The organism is Verrucomicrobiia bacterium, assembly GCA_023953615.1.
Taxonomy (GTDB): domain Bacteria; phylum Verrucomicrobiota; class Verrucomicrobiia; order Limisphaerales; family JADLHS01; genus JADLHS01.
In genome coordinates this window covers 621,802-640,035 of sequence record JAMLJH010000001.1, presented here as the reverse complement: position 1 = coordinate 640,035, position 18,234 = coordinate 621,802, and the positions used below count along the sequence as shown (strand labels likewise).

The window sequence follows — 18,234 nt, the reverse complement described above, 5'->3', positions numbered from 1 at the left end:
AGCTTAAATTATCGTTTGGCAATACAGGCTTTGGCGAACGCCGCAAAAATCGCGTGGTGTTCCGGATAACGATCCGCCAGACGCTCCGGATGAAACTGCACGCTTAACAGGAATGGTAGCAACCGGGCCGTCGGATGCAATTGCATGCTTTCAATAATCCCATCGGGGCTGCGTCCCGCCACGACCAACAGATCGGCCGGCTGAAGCACCGCCTGATGGTGGGTGCTGTTCACCCCCATGATTCGCCTGCGCGTTATCTTGGCGAGCAGGCCGCCTTCTGTCAAATGAACATCATGGACCTTCTCGCAGCGGCGGTCCTTTCGATAATGCTCGAAGGCCGATGGCACTTGCGAGGGCAAATCCGCGTACAACGTGCCGCCGAGCGCGACGTTGAGGATTTGCTGGCCGCGACAAATGGCCAGCAGCGGTTTGCGCTGGCGGAACACCTCGTCCACAAGCATCAGTTCTCGCAGATCGCGCGCGCCGCCATCGGGCGTGACCGCACATTTTTTGCGCAACCGTTGCGGCATCTTCTGGTCGTAGAGCACTGGGTGCACGTCGTCGCCACCGGTCAGCAAAATCCCGTCCGCGCGTTTGACGCAGGCGGCGATTTCACTTCGCGAGGTCAGAGACATGACCGGCCACGGCCAGGCTCCGGCATTGAGCAGGGAGCGTTCGTAACGCGAAGACAGGTTCAGTTCCGGGCCGTCGTCGCCTTTGGCGTTGACGCTCGGAGAAATTAGGATCAAAGGGCGCTGGCCCATTGCCGTCAGCTTAGGCAGATTCGCTAGTCGCTGTCAGGAAAAATCAACCGTGCCGCCGGGCTACGGCGCGAGGAGCTTTTCAAATTCCGGATTGGCGCGCAAAGCGGCCAGTTGCTGGTCGGCGCGCGCGATGGCGATCAGGTCGGCGGCTTGCGGGTCTTTCGCGCGGCGATTCCGGCTCAGGGTCAGGGCGTTGGAGATGGCGTGGAACGCTTCGGCGCTTTTCTGTAAGCGAATTCGAACCGCGCCCAGATCGTACCAGGCTTCCGGGTTGGACGGCTCAATCTGAGTCAAACGCGTCAACGCCTGTTCCACCTTCGGCAGGTTTTGGAGTTGTTTGTAGGCTTCGATCACCGGGGCCAAATTGGCGAGCGTGGCTTGAGGGCTGGCAATGATGGCGTCCAGCAGCGCGTAGCCGCGGTCGTACTGTTGGGTTTGGAGATAATTAAAGGCCAGATTGAGCATCGCGGTGAAGTTGCTGGGATTGGCTTTTACTTCCGCCTCCAATTTTTGCAGCGTCGCCGTATCTACTACGCGGTGTCTGGCGTCTTCCAAGTTATTGATCAAACCGGAGATTGAACCGTTGTAGGGATCAAGCTTCAGCGCGGTCCGGGCCAGCGCCAGGGCATCATCAATTCGCGGTTGCAGCGGAGCGGGCGGGTTGACCAAGAGTTGCACGTAGCGGAACAGCGCTTCGGGACTGTAGGGGCAGAAGGCAAAGGCTTGTTTGAACGTGAAGTCCGCTTCCTGGTACAGCCGGCGGATTTCCGCCTCGGTTTTTGGACGGTATTCGGGCGGGCAGGAATAGCCGAGCCGCCAGGCGTAGATGCCGCCGATGGAGCTGCGCAGCTTGGAAAAGGCTTTCTGGCCGTTGTCGTCGCGCGCAAACTTTCTCTGCTCGTTGTTCAAGTCACCCCAGTTGTGCCGGAGATAAACTTTCTCCACGAATTTCACAATGTCGCTGATGGGCGTGTCGGACGTGATCCAGTTGCCGATGAGCCGTTCGGAATACTGCGACCAAAATTCGTGGTCGCGCGCCAGCACGTCCTCGGACAATGCCAGCAGCGGTTGGCGGTTGATTTTCATGATGACGCCGAAGGGCGTCAGGTGCGGATACATCCAATCCAACGGGAAACTTTCTTCGACGAAAAATTCGTTATCCGGATTTTCATCGAACATCACCTTGGTCAGCAGACCGTTGATGGCCATGACCGCCACCTGGCCGGAGACCTGCACCTTGCCGCCGATGATGCGGACGTCTTCGCCCGGCTTGAGTTGACCGGCCTGCAGGCGCTTTTGGGCGTCGGTGAGATATTCATTGAAGCAATCCTGCGAATCCACCGGCGAAGCGATATACATTTCCTGATCCGGGTAAACGCCGCCGGGGCTGACGGCAATGTCCTGCGGGAAAGCCGCCTCGATGAGCTGGCGCTGCAAACGGATGCGCGTGAAACTTTGCGGCGCTTCGTAGATAAAGGACTTCAGGCGCGGCGTCAAAGGCACGCCTTCTGCAGTCAATTGGCGTTCCACTTGTTCAGCCAGTTGTTTGCGTTCGGCCTTGAGCGCCGTGAGTTTCTGCACGCTGGCGGCTTTGACGCTGAGGATTCTTTGCATTACCGCGGGATTGGCGCGGGCCTCGGGTGATTGTTCCCGGCCGTGAATGTCTTCATATTCAAATTGCGCCTGCCAGTCCTTCAGGACGTTCGTAGCCAGCGCGGAATCGTCGTAAAGTCCCTGCTCCAACACCTGGTTCAGGTCCTTGATCAAGGCGGCTTTGAGCGCGCTGGATTTGTCGCTGCCCAGCAACGCTTTGGTTTCCGGGCGAAGCCGGTCGGCCAGTCGTTTCGTGAAGTCGTTGGGCGGCGTGCGTAACGTGGCGGCGAAGTGGTCCAGGTTTAGAAAGTCCGAATCTTTGAAGAACGAGGAGCCGGCGCGCCGGTCCTTTTCAATGGATTCCCCGATGGAATTGACCAGGACATCCAGCGAGCGCGCCAGCCGGGCCACCGCATTGGTGGTGATGTTTTCCCGCCGTTCTTTTTCCGAACGGAAGACCTCCTGGAAAAACGGCGTGTCGAGGCCGCGGATTTTTTGGGCGCTGCGGTTGTAATGGGCGCGGATGTAATTCAAGTAGGTGCCGTCGGCCAGCGCGTTCTGCGTGATGATGTAAACGTCGCGCCGATCGTACTCCGGATCGCGTGGTTTACATTCCGGCGGAATGAAACTTTCGCAGAAGATGGTGTAGGTCGGACAGAACCGGCCGGGGTCCGTTCCGCCGTACAAAATGGCGTTCCGCGTCATCTCCGGATACAGCGGTTGTCCGGCCTGGTCCTTGAACGGCGGCGTGAACATGTCGTGGCCGAACCAGTAACCGAAGAGGTGGCCGCGTTGCTCGTTATCGGCCCAATGACCCATGAAGGATTGCAGGGGAAGGACGGTGAAAAGCCCCAGCGTCAGCGCCAGCGGTGCGCGTTGTTTCCAGAAAATCAGTCCCAGCAAAAACGCCACCGCCAGACCGAACATCAGCAGACTGGCCAGCACCGGCATGGAGAATTGTCCCGGATCGAAAATTTTGAACAGCGTGCTGAAGAAAACCCCGATGCCGGCGGGTGAAATTTGTTCTCCCATCAGAATGACCAGGGTGAGCACCAACGAGAACCCCATGATACCCCAACCGAGAAAGCGGTAAGTGGAGCGATCCGAGGGTTGTTTGCTTTGTTGGGCAATAAACAGGGCAACGGCGGTGAACAGCACCGCGATCAACTTCGCGATGGCCAGCAGGGTTGGCGCGTCCGTGCCAATATCCGCATTGTTCTTGAGCAAGAATCCGAATGCGGCCAGCCCGCCCAGTTTGGCTTCGGGCGAAGCGCTCGGCGGCAGCGAGCCGCGGAACAACACAAAGCAGATCATCATGCAGATGAATCCCAGTCCGGCGAGCGCGACGATGGGTTTGCGGCTCGCCTCGGGTGATTCCGAGGTGCGCATCAATTGCAGGATGGCCACGCCGAGGCAGGTGCCCGTCAGCAGCAGGAACGTGATTTTCACCAGCGCGTTCATGAACTGGTTGGCGCCCGCGATTTCCGGATCGGTAAAGAGCGAGTAGGTTTCCACCGCGAGCGAATACAACGCCAGGTCCACCGCCACGATGCCGATGCCGAGGCCAATCCGCCGAAAATTCTGATAATGCGTAGCCAGCGCTGCCGCCAGCAACGCGATGCCAAAGCCCACGCCCATTGAAACCAGCACGTGCGAGGCGGTAAAGAAGACGCGCACCAATTCCCGGGCGGCCCGATCCGGAGGCGGCGCCATGAGAAAAACCAGCAACGGCCCCAGACAGATGAAGATGCCCGTCAAACCGATCAGCCAACTGCGTTCGCGCTTTTGCATCAACCGGTAGAACAGGAAGACGCTGATGGCAATGAGGACGCAGACCAGATTGAATTCGTTGTCCAGCCCGTCAAAATACATCAGCAATTGCTTGGCGTAGGTGAATACAAAACTGAAGAACCAATCCAAACCTTCGCCCACGCCGTCCGTGGGCCGGATTTTTTCGTACTGGCCGCGCGTGAACGCATGGATGAAACCTTCGAGGGTGCGCGGATAACCCCATTGCATGGGCGGATTGGTGGCGCCGGCCAGGGGCATGTAGAGGTAAAAGGCCATGCCCAACGTGAACGTGCCGCCGGCCCCAAGCGTGACCAGCCAGTCACGGGAACGCCGCAATTTGTTCATGAAGACCGCGTCGTAGGCCGCGTATAATCGGCACACCACAATTCCCGCCAGCCCCAGCAACGGCAGCCAGACGATGCTCTCGAGTTTGCGCGCCGCCAGCGCGACTTCGTAATCGTTGGTGGGTTCCTTGATGCCGAGCTTCATCAGGAGGAACAAGAGCGCGGTCACCGCCACCATGCCCCCGCCGATCCAGCCGCTGGTTTCCTGCTTCTCACGAATGGAGATCCAGATCCAGCCCGCAATCGAAGAAAGCCCGACGATGTTGAAGAACAGATAGACCATCTTGTTGCCCGCGAGCAGCGTGGGACCCATCCAGAGCAGCACCAGGTAAACGCACACGTTCCAAAACAGAAATTCCCGGCCCAATTTCGGGCGGACGGCGATGATCAGCGTTTCCAAACCCATGGCAATCGGCAGCAGCGATTGGTGGTTGTTCACGCAAATGCCGTACATGAAAAACGCCAGCAACAGATACCGGTTCTGGTGCGGCGCATAAACCCAGCGCAACAGGAATAACAGCACCGCGACCAACGACAGCACGCTGAACGAGTACACTTCCACGATTACGGATTGGCTCCACATGTAACCGTTGAAGCCGAGGAGCAGTCCGCCGACAAAACCCGACACGATGCAAATCGCGTTTTCCCATTTGCCGGTCATTGCTTTGAGCTGGCCGATGCCCTCCATCAACATGCTGCTGCCGCGAGAGATCAATAAACCGAGTAAGCCGCAGGCCAGCGCGCCTGCGGTGGCTTCGCCCAGCGCCACGCGCCACGCAATGTTGCCAATTGGCAGCAGGTTGGCCCAAAGGTACGTGTATAACGTCCAGACCGGATAACCGGGCGGGTGCGGGATGCCCGCGTAGAAGGAAGCGACCGCCAGTTCGCCGGAATCCTCGAGGGTTAAATCCGGCGCCAGCGTGTAAAAATAACCCAGCCAGACACACAAGGTCGTGACCAGAAAGGTCAGCCAGTCAATGCGCCGGAAGAGCGGCGGGATTTTGCTCGTCAGAGTTTCGGCGGCGGGGGCGGCCAGCGGCGCGGTTGCGTCAGGATTGGGTGGATTGGGCTTCGCCGGGATCCGCTTGCTTCGTTTGTCCATGCTCATTGTAAGTCGAATGGCTTCACGGGGGTGAAGCGGAGCATACTAGACCGGGAATCCCCCCGGTTTGTCCATTCAAAACTATCCCAACGGTTGGCGGCGGATTGCGGATTTCCCGCCAGGTACGGCGCAAAACTTTGATTGCTCAAACAGGTGGCGATCAACGCGGCCTGCCGGTGCTTGCTACCGAGCGGAGCTGAATCCAACTGCGGCAGCCCCGCCAGCGTCAGCAGCAGGCAGCCGATGGCGGGGATCAGTGCGGTGGCCAGTCGCGGCAACGCGGAAGGTTGGCGGCGACCGAACAAGCGCCGCTCAACTCTCCGACCCGGCCCGCGCGGCGTCCAGCAGCGTAATGACGTTTCCCAAGGATTCATTGGCTTCATTCAGTTCTCCTCTCATTTGCCCCCGGATTTTTTCCAAACCATAACGGTAGCGCCCGGCGGCGGTGTGCGGCGAAATGTCCAACAGCTCACCGATCATCTCAAAAGTGTGGTCGTGCCAGAGTTTTAGCACGATGACTTCGCGTTGCGTCGCGGGCAGACGCATGAGACAGCGCATGGCCGCGCGTTCGGCGGGCGATTCATCCGCGCCACGCTCGAACCAGCGTTGCGCTTCCAGTTCGCGGGTCAGTCGCCGCCAGAGCGAGCGCCGGCGGTTCGCCGCCTGGTTGCGAAAGCTGCGCAGGCAATAATGCGCCGGGTTTTCCGGTGGCGCGCTCAGTTGTAACAGGGCCAGAAAGGTCTCCTGGAGTACATCCTCGGCTTCCGCGTGCGACAATCCCAACGCGCGGCCATAGAGAATCAGTTTGGCGGCTTTGGCATGATACAATCTTTCAGCCCAAGCGGCGGTTTTCCCTTCATTCACTCATCCCATAGACACCGTATCGGGGTTTTTTGTATAAAAAATTTTCGTTCACTTTCCAAAAATGGCGGGAAATAACCCCGAAACGTCCGGGTGATTTATTTTTCCTGAAGAAGCCGGATGGGGCATTTGCACGTTCATTGCGTGCGTTGCGATGCGCCCGGATCTGAAAATTTTGCACTCCAAAAATGTTGGCAATGAGGAGGGGGGAATGGTAGTAAGTTGAAGCAACCATGAGGAGCACATTGGCTCAGACACAGATGATTCGGGTGACGCCGCCACTGCCGGCGCGCGCTCCCGAGAATCTGTCGGGTCTGCCCGCGCCGATGGCTCACCCGGAGTTTGCTCCTTTGGTCTTGCCCGAGCGCTCCGAACCGATCGAGCCGCCGTCTGCCGAACCGGAATGGCGGCATGGCTGGCCGGTGCCGGCCACGATTTTGCCCCAACCGGACCAAGCTCGCACCTGCATTCAGTTGCCCGAATTCGATGCGGAAATTTTGGCGCGTGCCCGTCAGATTTCGGAGCAATTTCCCAGCGCCGAGGCCGAGCTGCGCGGTTGGCGAACCAAACCTGCCACCACGGCGAATTCTGAATTGCCACATTTCGAGCGGGTGTTTCGGCTGGCGGCGAAGCAGATCGGCCATGAGCCGGCGACCACACAGCGTGACTACGATGAGCTGCTGATTTTGAGCGCCTGGTTCTGCGTCCGCCCGGAGCAAGCCGGCTTTTTGAGTTCCTATCCCAAGGCGCTGTTGTGTCCGTTATCGCACGCCGCGCCGCCGAGTGCTTTGGCTGAATTGTCTCCGACCCAACAAGCCACCTTCGCGCGTCGCGCACCGATTTATCTTCGTTATCTAATTGGGCAGAAATTCGGACTCCGCACCTGCGCCGACTTGGAGAATGCCGACTTGCGCCAGTTGCTGCGTCGCGCGGGATTTCGATTAGTGCGAGCCAGCGCGGTGGCCGAATTCGTCTATGCCGCCAGCACTCGCGGCGAAGACCCTCCCATTCGACCTTGGAAGCTGACTTTGCGGCAGGAGTTGACGGACGATCAGGCGGCGGATTTGCTGATGCAAGCGGTATGCTGGCAGATTCAATATGGGCTGCGTTTGGTCACGATTTCGGAGGGCGCGCCGCACTGGAACATCGGGGCATTTGAACGCACGGATTGGGAAGATGCCATTCTTTCGTTGGGGGTGAGAATCCCTCCGCGTTTTACCCGCGAGAGCGGATTGTTGGATTGGCGGGCGGTGCTGCGTTGCGCTCTTGAGCAAATCGGCATCGGCAATCTGCCTGAAAGCGTTCTGGGCAAAACCACCGCCACGCCCCAACGCGTGCGTCACGACGACGAACAAGCGATTTGGAGTCTGGTGGATCGGGCCGCGCACGCGGTGCTGGATCGGGCCCGCCGGGAAGCGCCCCGACTTTTTAATTCAGACGACACTTTGAATCATCCCGTGGCGCGGACGTTTCGTCAGTGGGCGCGCTTGTTCGAGGAGGTGGCGCCACAAATGTTGCGGCGATTTGGCGTTTCCGCGTTCACCGCGTTGCATCGCGTGGCGCCGCTGTATTTCGGCTGGAATGTTGGTCAGTTAAAACCCTGGGAATTGGAGCAGGAATGTGGCAAGTGGAAGGGCGCCCGCGGTCGCGCGTTGCTCCGCAGCGCCTACGCTTTTGCGCTTTACGAGCAGGGCTTGGGGGAAATTGTCGGATCGGGAAACCAGGTTTCCTGGCGTTGCGCGCTCGCGCAATTTTTTCCGTGGTCGGCGCAACGCCACGCCGCCGGCGAACGCGCTTATGATTTCCTGTACGGTCTGGCCAGCCGCCACGGATTGACTCCCTTGCTCAACCGGGAAATCACGCACACGGCCATGATCTCGCTGTTGGCCGGGATGAACCTGCACCGGGATTTGCCGCAGATTGAAAATTGCTGGGAACTTTGTTTGCGCACCGCGCTGGAACGCCACGGCGGACAATTGGAAGTGCGGTTGGTATTGCCCGATTTGGCGCCGTTGCCGCTGCGTTTGCGCCAGGCTGTCCTCACGCCGTTGCGCTACGGTTATCTTCACCCCGAAGTCCGGCTGGTGCGCGACTTCGATCTGCGCCTGGCTCATGAAACCCATCGCAAGCTGGAGGAAGTTCCAGGCTGGTGGGACGACGAGCGGATTATCGGCACGCCGCTCCATGCGCGCGTTCAAGATCGCGCGGATCCCATTCAACCGGTTTTGCGCCGGTTGAATCCGGATGTTTGGTTACCGGCGTCCACTCCGAAAGTACGCTTCAGCGCGTTGCGACAGTTGCTTTCGGAGCGCGCGGCGCTCGACGCAACCGGGACCCCGGCGACTCTGACCGCTGCCGAGCTTCGGTTGCTCCTGCGGCTGACGTTGGAGGGCACTCTGACTCACAGCAACGTGGTGCAAGTGGCGCACCCGGCCATCCGCCGTGGTTTTGAGCGTTTGCTGGCTCGCGACGATACGCGGGAAATGCTCGACTCGCTGTTGCTCCACATGAGCACGGCGGTGGAAACGGAAATCTGGAGCCACGCGCGAAAATTCGTCGTTCTGGACGCCATCAACGACCTGCTGGCGTTGACGATCCGCTGCTGCCTCGCGCATGTTTTGAGCGTTGAATGAGCCACCCGCAAGACCGCGTTCGACGCTCCATGGGGATTTCATTTGCCGCGGATGCGCCTTCAATTTCCGCTTGTATCCGTAGCTGGGTGTGATTGGAAGTGACGGTCAATTGAGGCCGAGTTTTGGCGTGGACCAGTAGCGCGACCAGAGTTGGTTGGCGCGGGCCACGCGTAGGCCTAGCATGGCTTCGGCGTTGGTTTCCTTCCACCAACTGCCCGCCAGTTTGAGCCGTTGTTGAATCACATGCCGATGGCCGCTTTCAATCTCGCCGGAGCCGATCTCCAGTCCCGCCGTCCGTGCGCCCGCATAGTCCAGATGCGCCCGCCGTTCGCTCAAGTAGCGGTACGCCGCCCGCACGGGCGCGGTCGGCACGCCTTCGGGTTCGAGGTGCGCAGTCAACGCCCGCAGCACGGCCGACACCTTGTTTTCCAGCAACCGGCTTTGTTGGCGGCGGCGCCAGCGTTCGGGATTTTTGGGGTGAATCACCGTCGCGGCCGCCGCGAGGTATTCGCTCACGTGGTAGAAGTCCAACAAGTAATCACCTTGCGCGCCGAACTGTTCCTGGAACTGGGTGAGAATCCAGGCCGCCCCGTCGCCCACCCCATGGACGTGCGTGCGTGCGCCCAGCCCGGCGGCTTGGGCCGTGGCCCGCCACATCGCGCCAGCCAGCGTCACGCTGCCCAAGGTGGCGCCGTAGCAGGGCGTGGCCGAGTCTTTGGGCCGAGCCAGACACAAACGCGCTTCGCGCCAGATGAGTTGTTTGCCGCAGCGACGATCTTCGCTGTGGGTGGGCGGCACCATGATGGGAATCAGACTGCCGTCCAGTTGCGTGACCAGCGTGCGGACCGCGCGTTTGGGCGGCGTGACGGCCAAGGCGCTGATCCGCGCCCCGTGCGCCAAGGTGTGCTGGCGCACCGCTGTGGCCGTCACGTCCAGCCCGTAGTGTTCCCGCACGCGTTGAGCGGCGCGGGCAAAACTTTCCTCGGCCCCGAAATCCACCAGCGCCCGTTGCAACCGCCGCGAACGGCCGCGCGGATTCACCCTGGCCCGTTGGCAGAAGGGGCGCAACAACCGGCCGCGCCGGCCCAGCCGCCATTGCGTCTCCTGGACTTCCACCCACCCAAAGGTGGTCTGCCACGTCAGTCTTTTTTTTTACCGTAGTGAATGGCATCCGGATGGCGCTGGGGCACCTGGGCTTGGGTGTGGGCCTCGGCTTCGCGGGCCCACTGGCCCAAAAGCTCCTGAGCCAATTGGCGCACCTGCGCGCTCACGCGCGCTTCGGCTTCATCGGCGGTGCAGTCGTCGGTGACGGATTGGTCGAGCGTATCGGCCAGTTCGTGCAGCCGTGCCAGCACGTCGGGCCGATGCGCCAACCGCTCTTCCAGGGATCGGCGGGAAGGGGAAACGTTTTTGGATTTCGGTCGTTCATCGTTCATGAACCACTTCAAATATACAAAATCGTTCCAAGGCGCCAGGGCTAAATCACTTACAAAAAATTAGCCTTTGACCGTCACTTCCAATCACACCCTCCGTAGCTTCCGTGCTTGCTTTGCGCAGGCAACTTTCTGACCCTCTTGGCCTTAAAATATGGCGAAACGCGCACTTATCACGGGTATCACCGGACAGGACGGTTCCTATCTGGCGGAATTGTTGTTGTCCAAAGGTTACGAAGTTCACGGCATTATCCGTCGCGCCAGTACTTTCAACACCGGCCGGCTCGAACCCATTTATCAGGACCCCCACGCCAGCGGCAAACGGCTGTTCCTGCATTACGGCGATCTGGCCGACGCCAGTGCGCTGTCGCGTTTGATGATCAAAGTTCAACCGGATGAAGTGTACAACCTCGCCGCGCAAAGCCATGTGCGCGTGAGCTTCGACGCGCCGGAATACACCACTGACATCACGGCGACCGGCGCGATCCGGTTGTTGGAGGCGATTCGCGAGGCGGGGGTGAAACCCCGTTACTATCAGGCGTCTTCTTCAGAAATGTACGGGCGTGTGCAGGAAGTGCCGCAAAAGGAAACCACGCCGTTTTATCCGCGCAGTCCGTATGGTTGCGCCAAGGTGTACGCGTTTTGGATCACGGTGAATTACCGTGAATCCTACGGCCTGCACGCCAGCAACGGCATTCTGTTCAACCACGAATCACCCCGACGCGGCGAGACGTTTGTCACCCGCAAAATCACGCGCGCCGTGGCGCATATCAAAGCGGGTTTACAGGACAAATTATACCTCGGCAATTTGGACGCCAAACGCGACTGGGGTTACGCCCGGGAATACGTCGAGGCGATGTGGCTGATGTTGCAACAGGAGACGCCGGATGATTACGTCATCGCGACGGGAGAAACCCATTCCGTCCGGGAATTTCTGGAAGTGGCCTTTGACCACGTCCAACTGGACTGGAAAAAGTACGTGGAAATTGATCCGCGCTATTATCGTCCGGCGGAAGTGGATTTGCTGATCGGCGACCCGGGCAAGGCCCGGCAGAAACTGGGTTGGGAGCCGAAGACGAAATTCGTGGATTTGACCAAGCTGATGGTGGACGCGGACATCGAGTTGCTACGCCGCCATCAGAAGGGCGAAATTCGCGTGGCGGGGTAGAAGCTCCAAGTTCCAACCGCATGTTAGCCCGCATGAAGCGTGTTGCCATCATCCTCGGGTGCGTTGTTGGTTGCGGTATCTTGGTCGTGGTTGGTCTTTTCGTTGCGCTTGATTTTCTATTTCGTGTCCCGTATCCACCACAGCCAGCGTTTGGCTTCACTGGAGATTGGCGTTCGACGGCCGTATTCAGTTACGAGGAGCGGCCTCTGCCACCAGCAGCGACGATTTGGCAGGAGTATTCCACATGGCAGCCAAAGACGGAGCGATTGCGGCGACTATACTTGGTGCGTCTTGGTGATGTGGAGCGCCAGTCTCGTTTCATCGCTTTCACCAATTCGGGGGACACACCGATGGGAGCGCAACGATACACTTGGATTGACTTCGACTACACCGACCCCACGAACGGTACATACCATCTCACTTGGACGATGCGCGGTGAGCACGATCCCGGCTTCTTAAGGTTCGATGGTCAGTATCGGCTTTACCAGCTTGAGTTGGTGGGACAGACAAACGAGAATCCGCCTACACTTGTCATTCGTGGTATCGAAGGCATCAGGCCAGAGCACTATGTTGGAGATTAGGTTCACGAGATTGCGGGCTAACCAAGGCGCTGCAGCGCCTAACTGTTGATTCTCGCGAGGCTGTCCGCAGCTTGAGGGAGACTGAAGCTTGCTTGATTTTACCGCCTCACGCCCTGCTTCTGGAAAAACTCGTACGTGCGGCGGAGGCCTTCCTCCAGATTTACTTGCGGTTTCCAACCTAATTTCAGCAGCCGCGAGCTATCCATCAATTTGCGCGGTGTGCCGTCAGGTTTGGCGGCGTCCCAGGTGATGCCCCCGGTAAAGCCCACCACGCGCTGGATGGTCTCGGCCAGTTCGCGAATGGTCACATCGCTGCCGTAGCCGATGTTGATCATCTGCTCGTCGCTGTAAGTTTCCATCAGAAACCGACAGGCGCGGGCGAGGTCGTCGGAAAACAAAAATTCCCGTTTTACATTGCCCGTGCCCCAACAGGTCACCGTTGGCGCTTTGGCAACCTTGGCTTCGTGGAAGCGTCGGATGAGCGCGGGCAACACGTGCGCGTTTTCCAAATCAAAATTGTCATTGATGCCGTACATGTTCGTCGGCATGGCGACGATGAAATCGCGACCGTATTGGCGCCGGTACGCCTGACACATTTTAACCCCGGCAATTTTGGCGATGGCGTACCACTGATTCGTCGGTTCGAGCGGCCCGGTGAGCAGGCAGTCTTCATTCATCGGTTGCGGCGCGAGGCGCGGATAAATGCACGAGCTGCCGAGGAACAACAGCTTTTTGACGTCCGCCAGGTGCGCGCCGTGGATGAGATGATTTTGAATCTGCAGATTTTCGTAGATGAACTGGGCCGGGTAGTGATCGTTGGCGTGGATGCCGCCCACGCGCGCCGCCGCAATGATGACGCCTTCCGGTTTGGTTTCCTGATAGAACTTGGCGACAGCCGGTTGATCCAGAAGGTCCAATTCCGCGTGGGTGCGTCCGATTAAATTTGAGTAACCTGCCGCGGCAAATTCCCGCCAGATGGCGCTGCCGACCAGCCCGCGATGTCCGGCAATGTAGATTCGACTGTTCTGGCTAAGGGCCATGTGTGACGATAGCGAAAATTACTTTTCAGGACAAGGCCGGGAATTTTTTCAACCACGGATTAACCCGGATAAAAACTAGAACCGGTCTCAAAATGTTTGGCGGAAATAGAATCCCCTCACCCGGCCTGGCGGCCACCCTCTCCTCATCGGATGGGGAGAGGGCCGGGGTGAGGGGCGCCTTTTTCGTCAGGGGTTCCGCTCTTCTTTTTGAGCAAGGCTCTAAACGCAGAGACACAGAGGGTGCATAGAAACGCAAAGGTCCTGATTTATCTCCGCGAAACCCTGCGTTCTTTGCACCGCTGCGGTTATCCGGCAATAAACGGTTTTAGCTCATGCCTGTTCCGCCGCGAGGAAACGCTCGGCTTCAATCGCCGCCGCGCAGCCCATGCCCGCCGCGGTGATGGCCTGCCGATAGACGTGGTCGGAACAATCGCCGGCCACGAACACGCCGGGCACGTTGGTCGCCGCACCGGTGCGCAGGATGTAGCCGTTCTCATCCGTCTCGATGAACGGCTTGAAGATTTGCGTATTCGGCACATGGCCGATGGCGACGAAAACGCCCGCGCAATCGAGGGCGGTTTCAGCATTGGTTTTTAGATTCTTCACGCGGACGCCCGTGACCTTGTCCTGCTTTACATCGAGGATTTCGGTGAGTGTCGAGTCCCAGACGGGCTTGATTTTTGGATGACTCAAAACGCGGTCGGCCATGATTTTCGAGGCGCGCAAGGTGTCGCGGCGATGGATCAGGTACACGACGGATGCGAAGCGCGTGAGGTACATGGCTTCTTCGCAGGCGGAATCGCCGCCGCCCACGACGACCAGCGGTTGGTTGCGGAACATGGGCAGAGCGCCGTCGCAAGTGGCGCAATAAGTCACGCCCTTTTTATCCAGAAGCTTTTCACTTTCGAGTCCGAGATGGCGCGGACTCGCTCCGGTGGCGATGATGACGGTGCGGGCGGACACGGGTTCGCCGTCAATCACGACGGTGAAGGGGCGTCGGGAGAAATCCACTTTTTGCACGAGACTCGCCATGCGCACGCGCGTGCCGAAGCGTTCCGCCTGCGCCTGCATCTTGGTCATCAGTTCGTAACCGTCAATGCCCTCGGGCCAGCCGGGGAAATTTTCCACAATGCTCGTGGTGGTGAGCAAACCGCCGGGTTGTTCCCCCGTTACCAACAACGGCTGGAGGTTGGCTCGCGCGGTGTAAAGCGCCGCCGTCCAACCTGCGCAACCCGAGCCAATGATAATGACCTGTTCCATAAGGCGCGCAACGTAGTGGAGGCCGTTGCCAATGACAAGCTCGCGCCGGAATTATTGCGCTCGAAACGGGCGCGTTCCCCGGACCGGCTCAAGGCGAGGATTTTACGGTTTTCAGCGCGAACGACGGATTGAGTTCCAGTTGAAAATCCTTGAAGCGCACCTCGGTCGGGCCGCCGGAGTGAACCTGCAACGCCGAGATGCCGTGCCGCACGATTTCAGGATCATCCAGGTCCACGCACAAATGGCCGTTGATGGCGGTGCGGATTTTGCCGCCGACGGCAAGAATTTCGTAGGTGTTCCAAGCGTTGGGTTTGACGAATGAATCACCGGGTTTGTTCCACAACAACTCGCGTCCATTCTCCTCATACAACTTGCCCCACCACCCGGCGCCGATGTCGGCCTGCGGACCTTTCATTTCATGTCCGGCGAAGGGAATGCTCCGGAACTGCACGCCGCTGTTGGCGGTGTTCGGCGTCAGTTTGACTTGGAAAGTCAGCCGGAAGTCGTCGAGCATGAAGTCGCTTTTGAGGAAGTCATTTTCTTTCAGACCCGTGGTGGTGGCGCCAACCAATTCACCATTCTCGACGCGCCAAATTTCCGGGTTGCCGCTCCAATAACTCAAATCTTTGCCGTTGAAAAACAGCGAGGCGATGTCCGGGGTCGGGATGAGCGGCACTGGCGCGGGCTGACGCAGGTAGATGATGAGATCACGAATTTCCTGGTCGGTCAGCGGTTCGAGCAAGCCCTCGGGCATCATGGACAGCGTGCCTTGCTTCATGGAGGCGATTTCGTTGCGGGGCAGGGTGATGCTGTCGTTGGCCGTGAGAATGGTCACCGCCTGATCGTTTTGTTCCTTGACGATGCCGGTGATGGAGCGGTCGTCCTTCGTTTCGATGTTCCAACTTAGATAATCGTTCGGGATCACCGCGTTGGGGTCCACCATGTTTTCGAGAATGTAATCCAGGTTGCCGCGATTCGATCCAGTAAGATCGGGGCCGACCTTGCCGCCGATGCCGAAGAGGGTGTGACACTGGCTGCACGCTTTGATGAAGACCGCGTGGCCGCGCATTTCGTTGCCCGGCTGGGAGCCGCCACCGTGGAAGATGGCGCGGTACTTCGCGATTTCCGCTTTTTTATCGGCGCTGCTTTCGCGCGTTTTTCCCCAAGCCTGCTGCAACAACGCGTTCACTTCGGCGTTTTTGAGATTCTGTAATTGTTGAATCAGATCGGCGGTCAGATCGGCGGCGGGGACTTGATGCGCTGCGACCGCATCGAGCAGAGCCTTGGCATAAGCGGGACGGCTCGCGAGCGTGTTGCGCGCGTCGCGTTTGGCATTTGCGGGCAACGTGGCGTAAAGCGATAAAATCGCCGCGGGAGTGTTCGGATCATCGTAACTGGCCAGAGCGCGGATGGCCGGATCCCGGAATTGAGGATCGTTCAGGAGTTGTTGGAGCAGGGGAGGCAGTTCGAAATCTTTGACCGCCAGCAGCGCCTCGAACGCCGTGTTGCGGGCGACGACGACGGCGTTTTGATCCGCCAAGGTCTGACGCAAGGAAGGCAGCGCCTGAGTATTGCCAAAGGTGAGCGAGAGCGATTGCAGGCGGACGCGGATTTCCAGATTGGCACTGGCGGCATAAGCTTTTTCGACCTCGCCCCATCCGCTCGGCATGGTGGCCTGCCGCTGTCCTTTGAGCGCCGTGCTGAGGCCGTTCAGGGCTATCAGTCGCTGCGAATCATCCTTCAGTCGTAACAGGCTTTGGCTGATGGCCGCGAAAGCTTCCGGCGTGTTCAAGGCGGCGGTGCGCCGAATCATGAAGCTGAGCAGATTGGGTAATTTGGCTTGCTCCGCCAACTGCAACGCGCGTCCGGCATCCACGGTGGCCAGCGGCTCGGCGGCGTACCAAACCATGAGCGGCAGGTTGTGATCGTTCGCGTCCTCGGCGTGTTGCGCGAGTGCAGCCACGACGTCCCAGCGGTCTTCCAGCGGCAGTCGTTGCATCGCAGAAGCGAGGTAGAGTCGGACGACCGGCGAGGGATCATTTTTTGCCATTTGCTCGAACGCCTTCAGTTCGGCGCGCGAAACCTCGTGGTCTTCGCAAAGCAATTGAATCTGCCACGCGCGGATGTATTCGTTGGCGCGGTGCAGCGCGTAAGTGGGATGCGCGGAATGGTCGGTGACATGTTTGGTCCAGAGCCAATATAAAGCTTCGGTGGTGCCGCCGTCGTGCGGGACCTGATCGAGCAATCGTCCGATGGTCGAATCGGTGGCGCTGCGTTCCTGTAAAATGCGGCGCGCATGACGCCCCGACCAATTATCCTTGGTGGTGGCGAGCTTCACCAATTCGGCATTGGCAAGTTTTTGCAGGTCCACCGGCTTGGACTGCAATTTGCCGTAGGTGACTTTGAAGATGCGTCCGTTGCTGCGGTCATGCTGATTGTCATCGCCGGAGTGGCATTGGTTTTTGTCATACCAATCAATGAGGTAAACGCCGCCGTCCGGGCCCTCCTGCAGATTCACAATTTGCGACCAGACATCATTGAAATTGATCAAGTTGGGGGCGTGATGACCGATGAAGCCCGAGCCTTGACGTTCGAGTACGTCCGTGTTGATGCACGCGCCGTGGATATTGTTCATGTACGCTTTGCCGTGGTACTCGGCGGGCCAGTTGTCGCCCTTGTAGATCAACAAACCGGCATGAGCGTGACCGCCGCCCAATTCCGCACTGCGGGAAATATCCGGCCGATTCCATTGGTTGCCGGCGTAGTGCAGGTGGTCGGCAATGGTTTTGATGTCGTCGAAGATGTAAGGATTGAAATGCGTGCCGGCTTGTCGTTGATAGCGCGCGCCCTGAATGATGTGGAACAGATGGGGAATGACGCAGGCTTCCGAGATGATCTGTCCGTTCGCGTCGAAATCGAATCCCCACGGATTGCTCGTGCCCTCGCCGAAAATCTCGAAGACGTGTTTGGTGGGATGATAACGCCAGATGGCGGCGTTGATGCGGGTGCGCTCGCTATCGGGCGCGCCGGGTTTGCCCACGTTGGAATGGGTGAAGACTCCGTGGCAACCATACAACCAACCGTCCGGTCCCCAGGCGAACGTGTTCAAGGTTTCGTGCGTGTCCTGGTACGCCCATCCATCCAGCAAAATTTGGGGTTCGCCCGCCGGTTGCGGATGATCCCAATCACTCACCGGGATGAACATCAGGTACGGCGCCGCGCCCACCCAAACGCCGCCGAAGCCCACTTCCAAACCGCTCACCAGATTCAATCCCTCTTTGAACACGATGCGTTGATCAAATTTTCCGTCGCCGTCCTGATCCTCAAATACCAGGATGCGATCGCGGCCTTTTCCTTCCGGGGCGCGATTGGGATACGTGTACGCTTCCGCGACCCAAAGTCGGCCGCGATCATCAATCGCAAACGCGATGGGTTGCACCACGTCCGGCTCACCCGCAAAGAGCGTTGCCTGAAAACCCGGGGGCAGAATCATTGCCTTGACCGCTTCTTCGGGGGAAAGCCCGGAGTATTTGGGTTCCTGGGCGAGGGTTGAAAGGGCGACGCAGCTTAGCCACATCGCAACCAAGGTCAGACAGCGGGAAACAGCCAGTTTTTTCACGAGATAATGCAATTTTTGGCCGTGAACCTAGACAAGCCGCAAACT

General features: G+C 59.0%; 12 protein-coding genes. 3 read left to right on the top strand and 9 right to left on the bottom strand.

The window, feature by feature from the left end; all coding sequences use genetic code 11:
* Positions 1–8: 8 nt before the first annotated feature.
* From M9920_02440 to M9920_02425, 4 genes are read right to left on the bottom strand one after another with little or no spacing between them, the layout of a single operon-like run.
* Complete coding sequence (locus M9920_02440; protein ID MCO5051147.1) at positions 9–764, bottom strand: gamma-glutamyl-gamma-aminobutyrate hydrolase family protein; 756 nt, start codon at positions 762–764, stop codon at positions 9–11.
* A 60-nt stretch (positions 765–824) separates the two neighbouring features.
* Positions 825–5,594, bottom strand: a complete 4,770-nt coding sequence (locus M9920_02435; protein ID MCO5051146.1) for a DUF2723 domain-containing protein — start codon at positions 5,592–5,594, stop codon at positions 825–827.
* A 2-nt stretch (positions 5,595–5,596) separates the two neighbouring features.
* Positions 5,597–5,899 (bottom strand): hypothetical protein, encoded by a 303-nt coding sequence (locus M9920_02430; protein ID MCO5051145.1) that lies wholly within the window; start codon positions 5,897–5,899, stop codon positions 5,597–5,599.
* A 7-nt stretch (positions 5,900–5,906) separates the two neighbouring features.
* Positions 5,907–6,458, bottom strand: a complete 552-nt coding sequence (locus tag M9920_02425; GenBank protein ID MCO5051144.1) for a sigma-70 family RNA polymerase sigma factor — start codon at positions 6,456–6,458, stop codon at positions 5,907–5,909.
* A gap of 230 nt (positions 6,459–6,688) precedes the next feature.
* Here M9920_02425 and M9920_02420 point away from each other — a divergent pair, with 230 nt between their 5' ends.
* The gene (locus M9920_02420) at positions 6,689–9,088 is read left to right on the top strand and encodes a hypothetical protein (GenBank protein MCO5051143.1); all 2,400 of its coding nucleotides are present in this window, start codon (positions 6,689–6,691) and stop codon (positions 9,086–9,088) included.
* A 105-nt stretch (positions 9,089–9,193) separates the two neighbouring features.
* Here M9920_02420 and M9920_02415 read toward each other — a convergent pair whose 3' ends face one another.
* Together M9920_02415 and M9920_02410 are read right to left on the bottom strand one after the other, a co-directional pair.
* The gene (locus tag M9920_02415) at positions 9,194–10,204 is read right to left on the bottom strand and encodes a UPF0236 family protein (GenBank protein ID MCO5051142.1); all 1,011 of its coding nucleotides are present in this window, start codon (positions 10,202–10,204) and stop codon (positions 9,194–9,196) included.
* Between the two features lie 23 nt (positions 10,205–10,227).
* A complete protein-coding gene (locus M9920_02410; protein MCO5051141.1) occupies positions 10,228–10,524 on the bottom strand; it encodes a hypothetical protein in 297 nt (98 codons plus the stop codon).
* A 151-nt stretch (positions 10,525–10,675) separates the two neighbouring features.
* Here M9920_02410 and gmd point away from each other — a divergent pair, with 151 nt between their 5' ends.
* Positions 10,676–11,689, top strand: coding sequence for a GDP-mannose 4,6-dehydratase (gene gmd, locus M9920_02405; protein MCO5051140.1), 1,014 nt, complete (start codon positions 10,676–10,678; stop codon positions 11,687–11,689).
* Positions 11,690–11,709: 20 nt separating this feature from the next.
* On the top strand, positions 11,710–12,270 hold the full coding sequence (locus M9920_02400; GenBank protein MCO5051139.1) for a hypothetical protein: 561 nt from the start codon (positions 11,710–11,712) through the stop codon (positions 12,268–12,270).
* 98 nt (positions 12,271–12,368) lie between these two features.
* Here M9920_02400 and M9920_02395 read toward each other — a convergent pair whose 3' ends face one another.
* The 3 genes from M9920_02395 to M9920_02385 all read right to left on the bottom strand — a co-directional run bounded on the left by M9920_02395 (position 12,369) and on the right by M9920_02385 (position 18,189).
* Positions 12,369–13,310, bottom strand: a complete 942-nt coding sequence (locus M9920_02395) for a GDP-L-fucose synthase (protein MCO5051138.1) — start codon at positions 13,308–13,310, stop codon at positions 12,369–12,371.
* 330 nt (positions 13,311–13,640) lie between these two features.
* On the bottom strand, positions 13,641–14,570 hold the full coding sequence (gene trxB / locus M9920_02390; protein ID MCO5051137.1) for a thioredoxin-disulfide reductase: 930 nt from the start codon (positions 14,568–14,570) through the stop codon (positions 13,641–13,643).
* Positions 14,571–14,658: 88 nt separating this feature from the next.
* On the bottom strand, positions 14,659–18,189 hold the full coding sequence (locus M9920_02385) for a DUF1080 domain-containing protein (GenBank protein MCO5051136.1): 3,531 nt from the start codon (positions 18,187–18,189) through the stop codon (positions 14,659–14,661).
* Positions 18,190–18,234 lie beyond the last annotated feature (45 nt).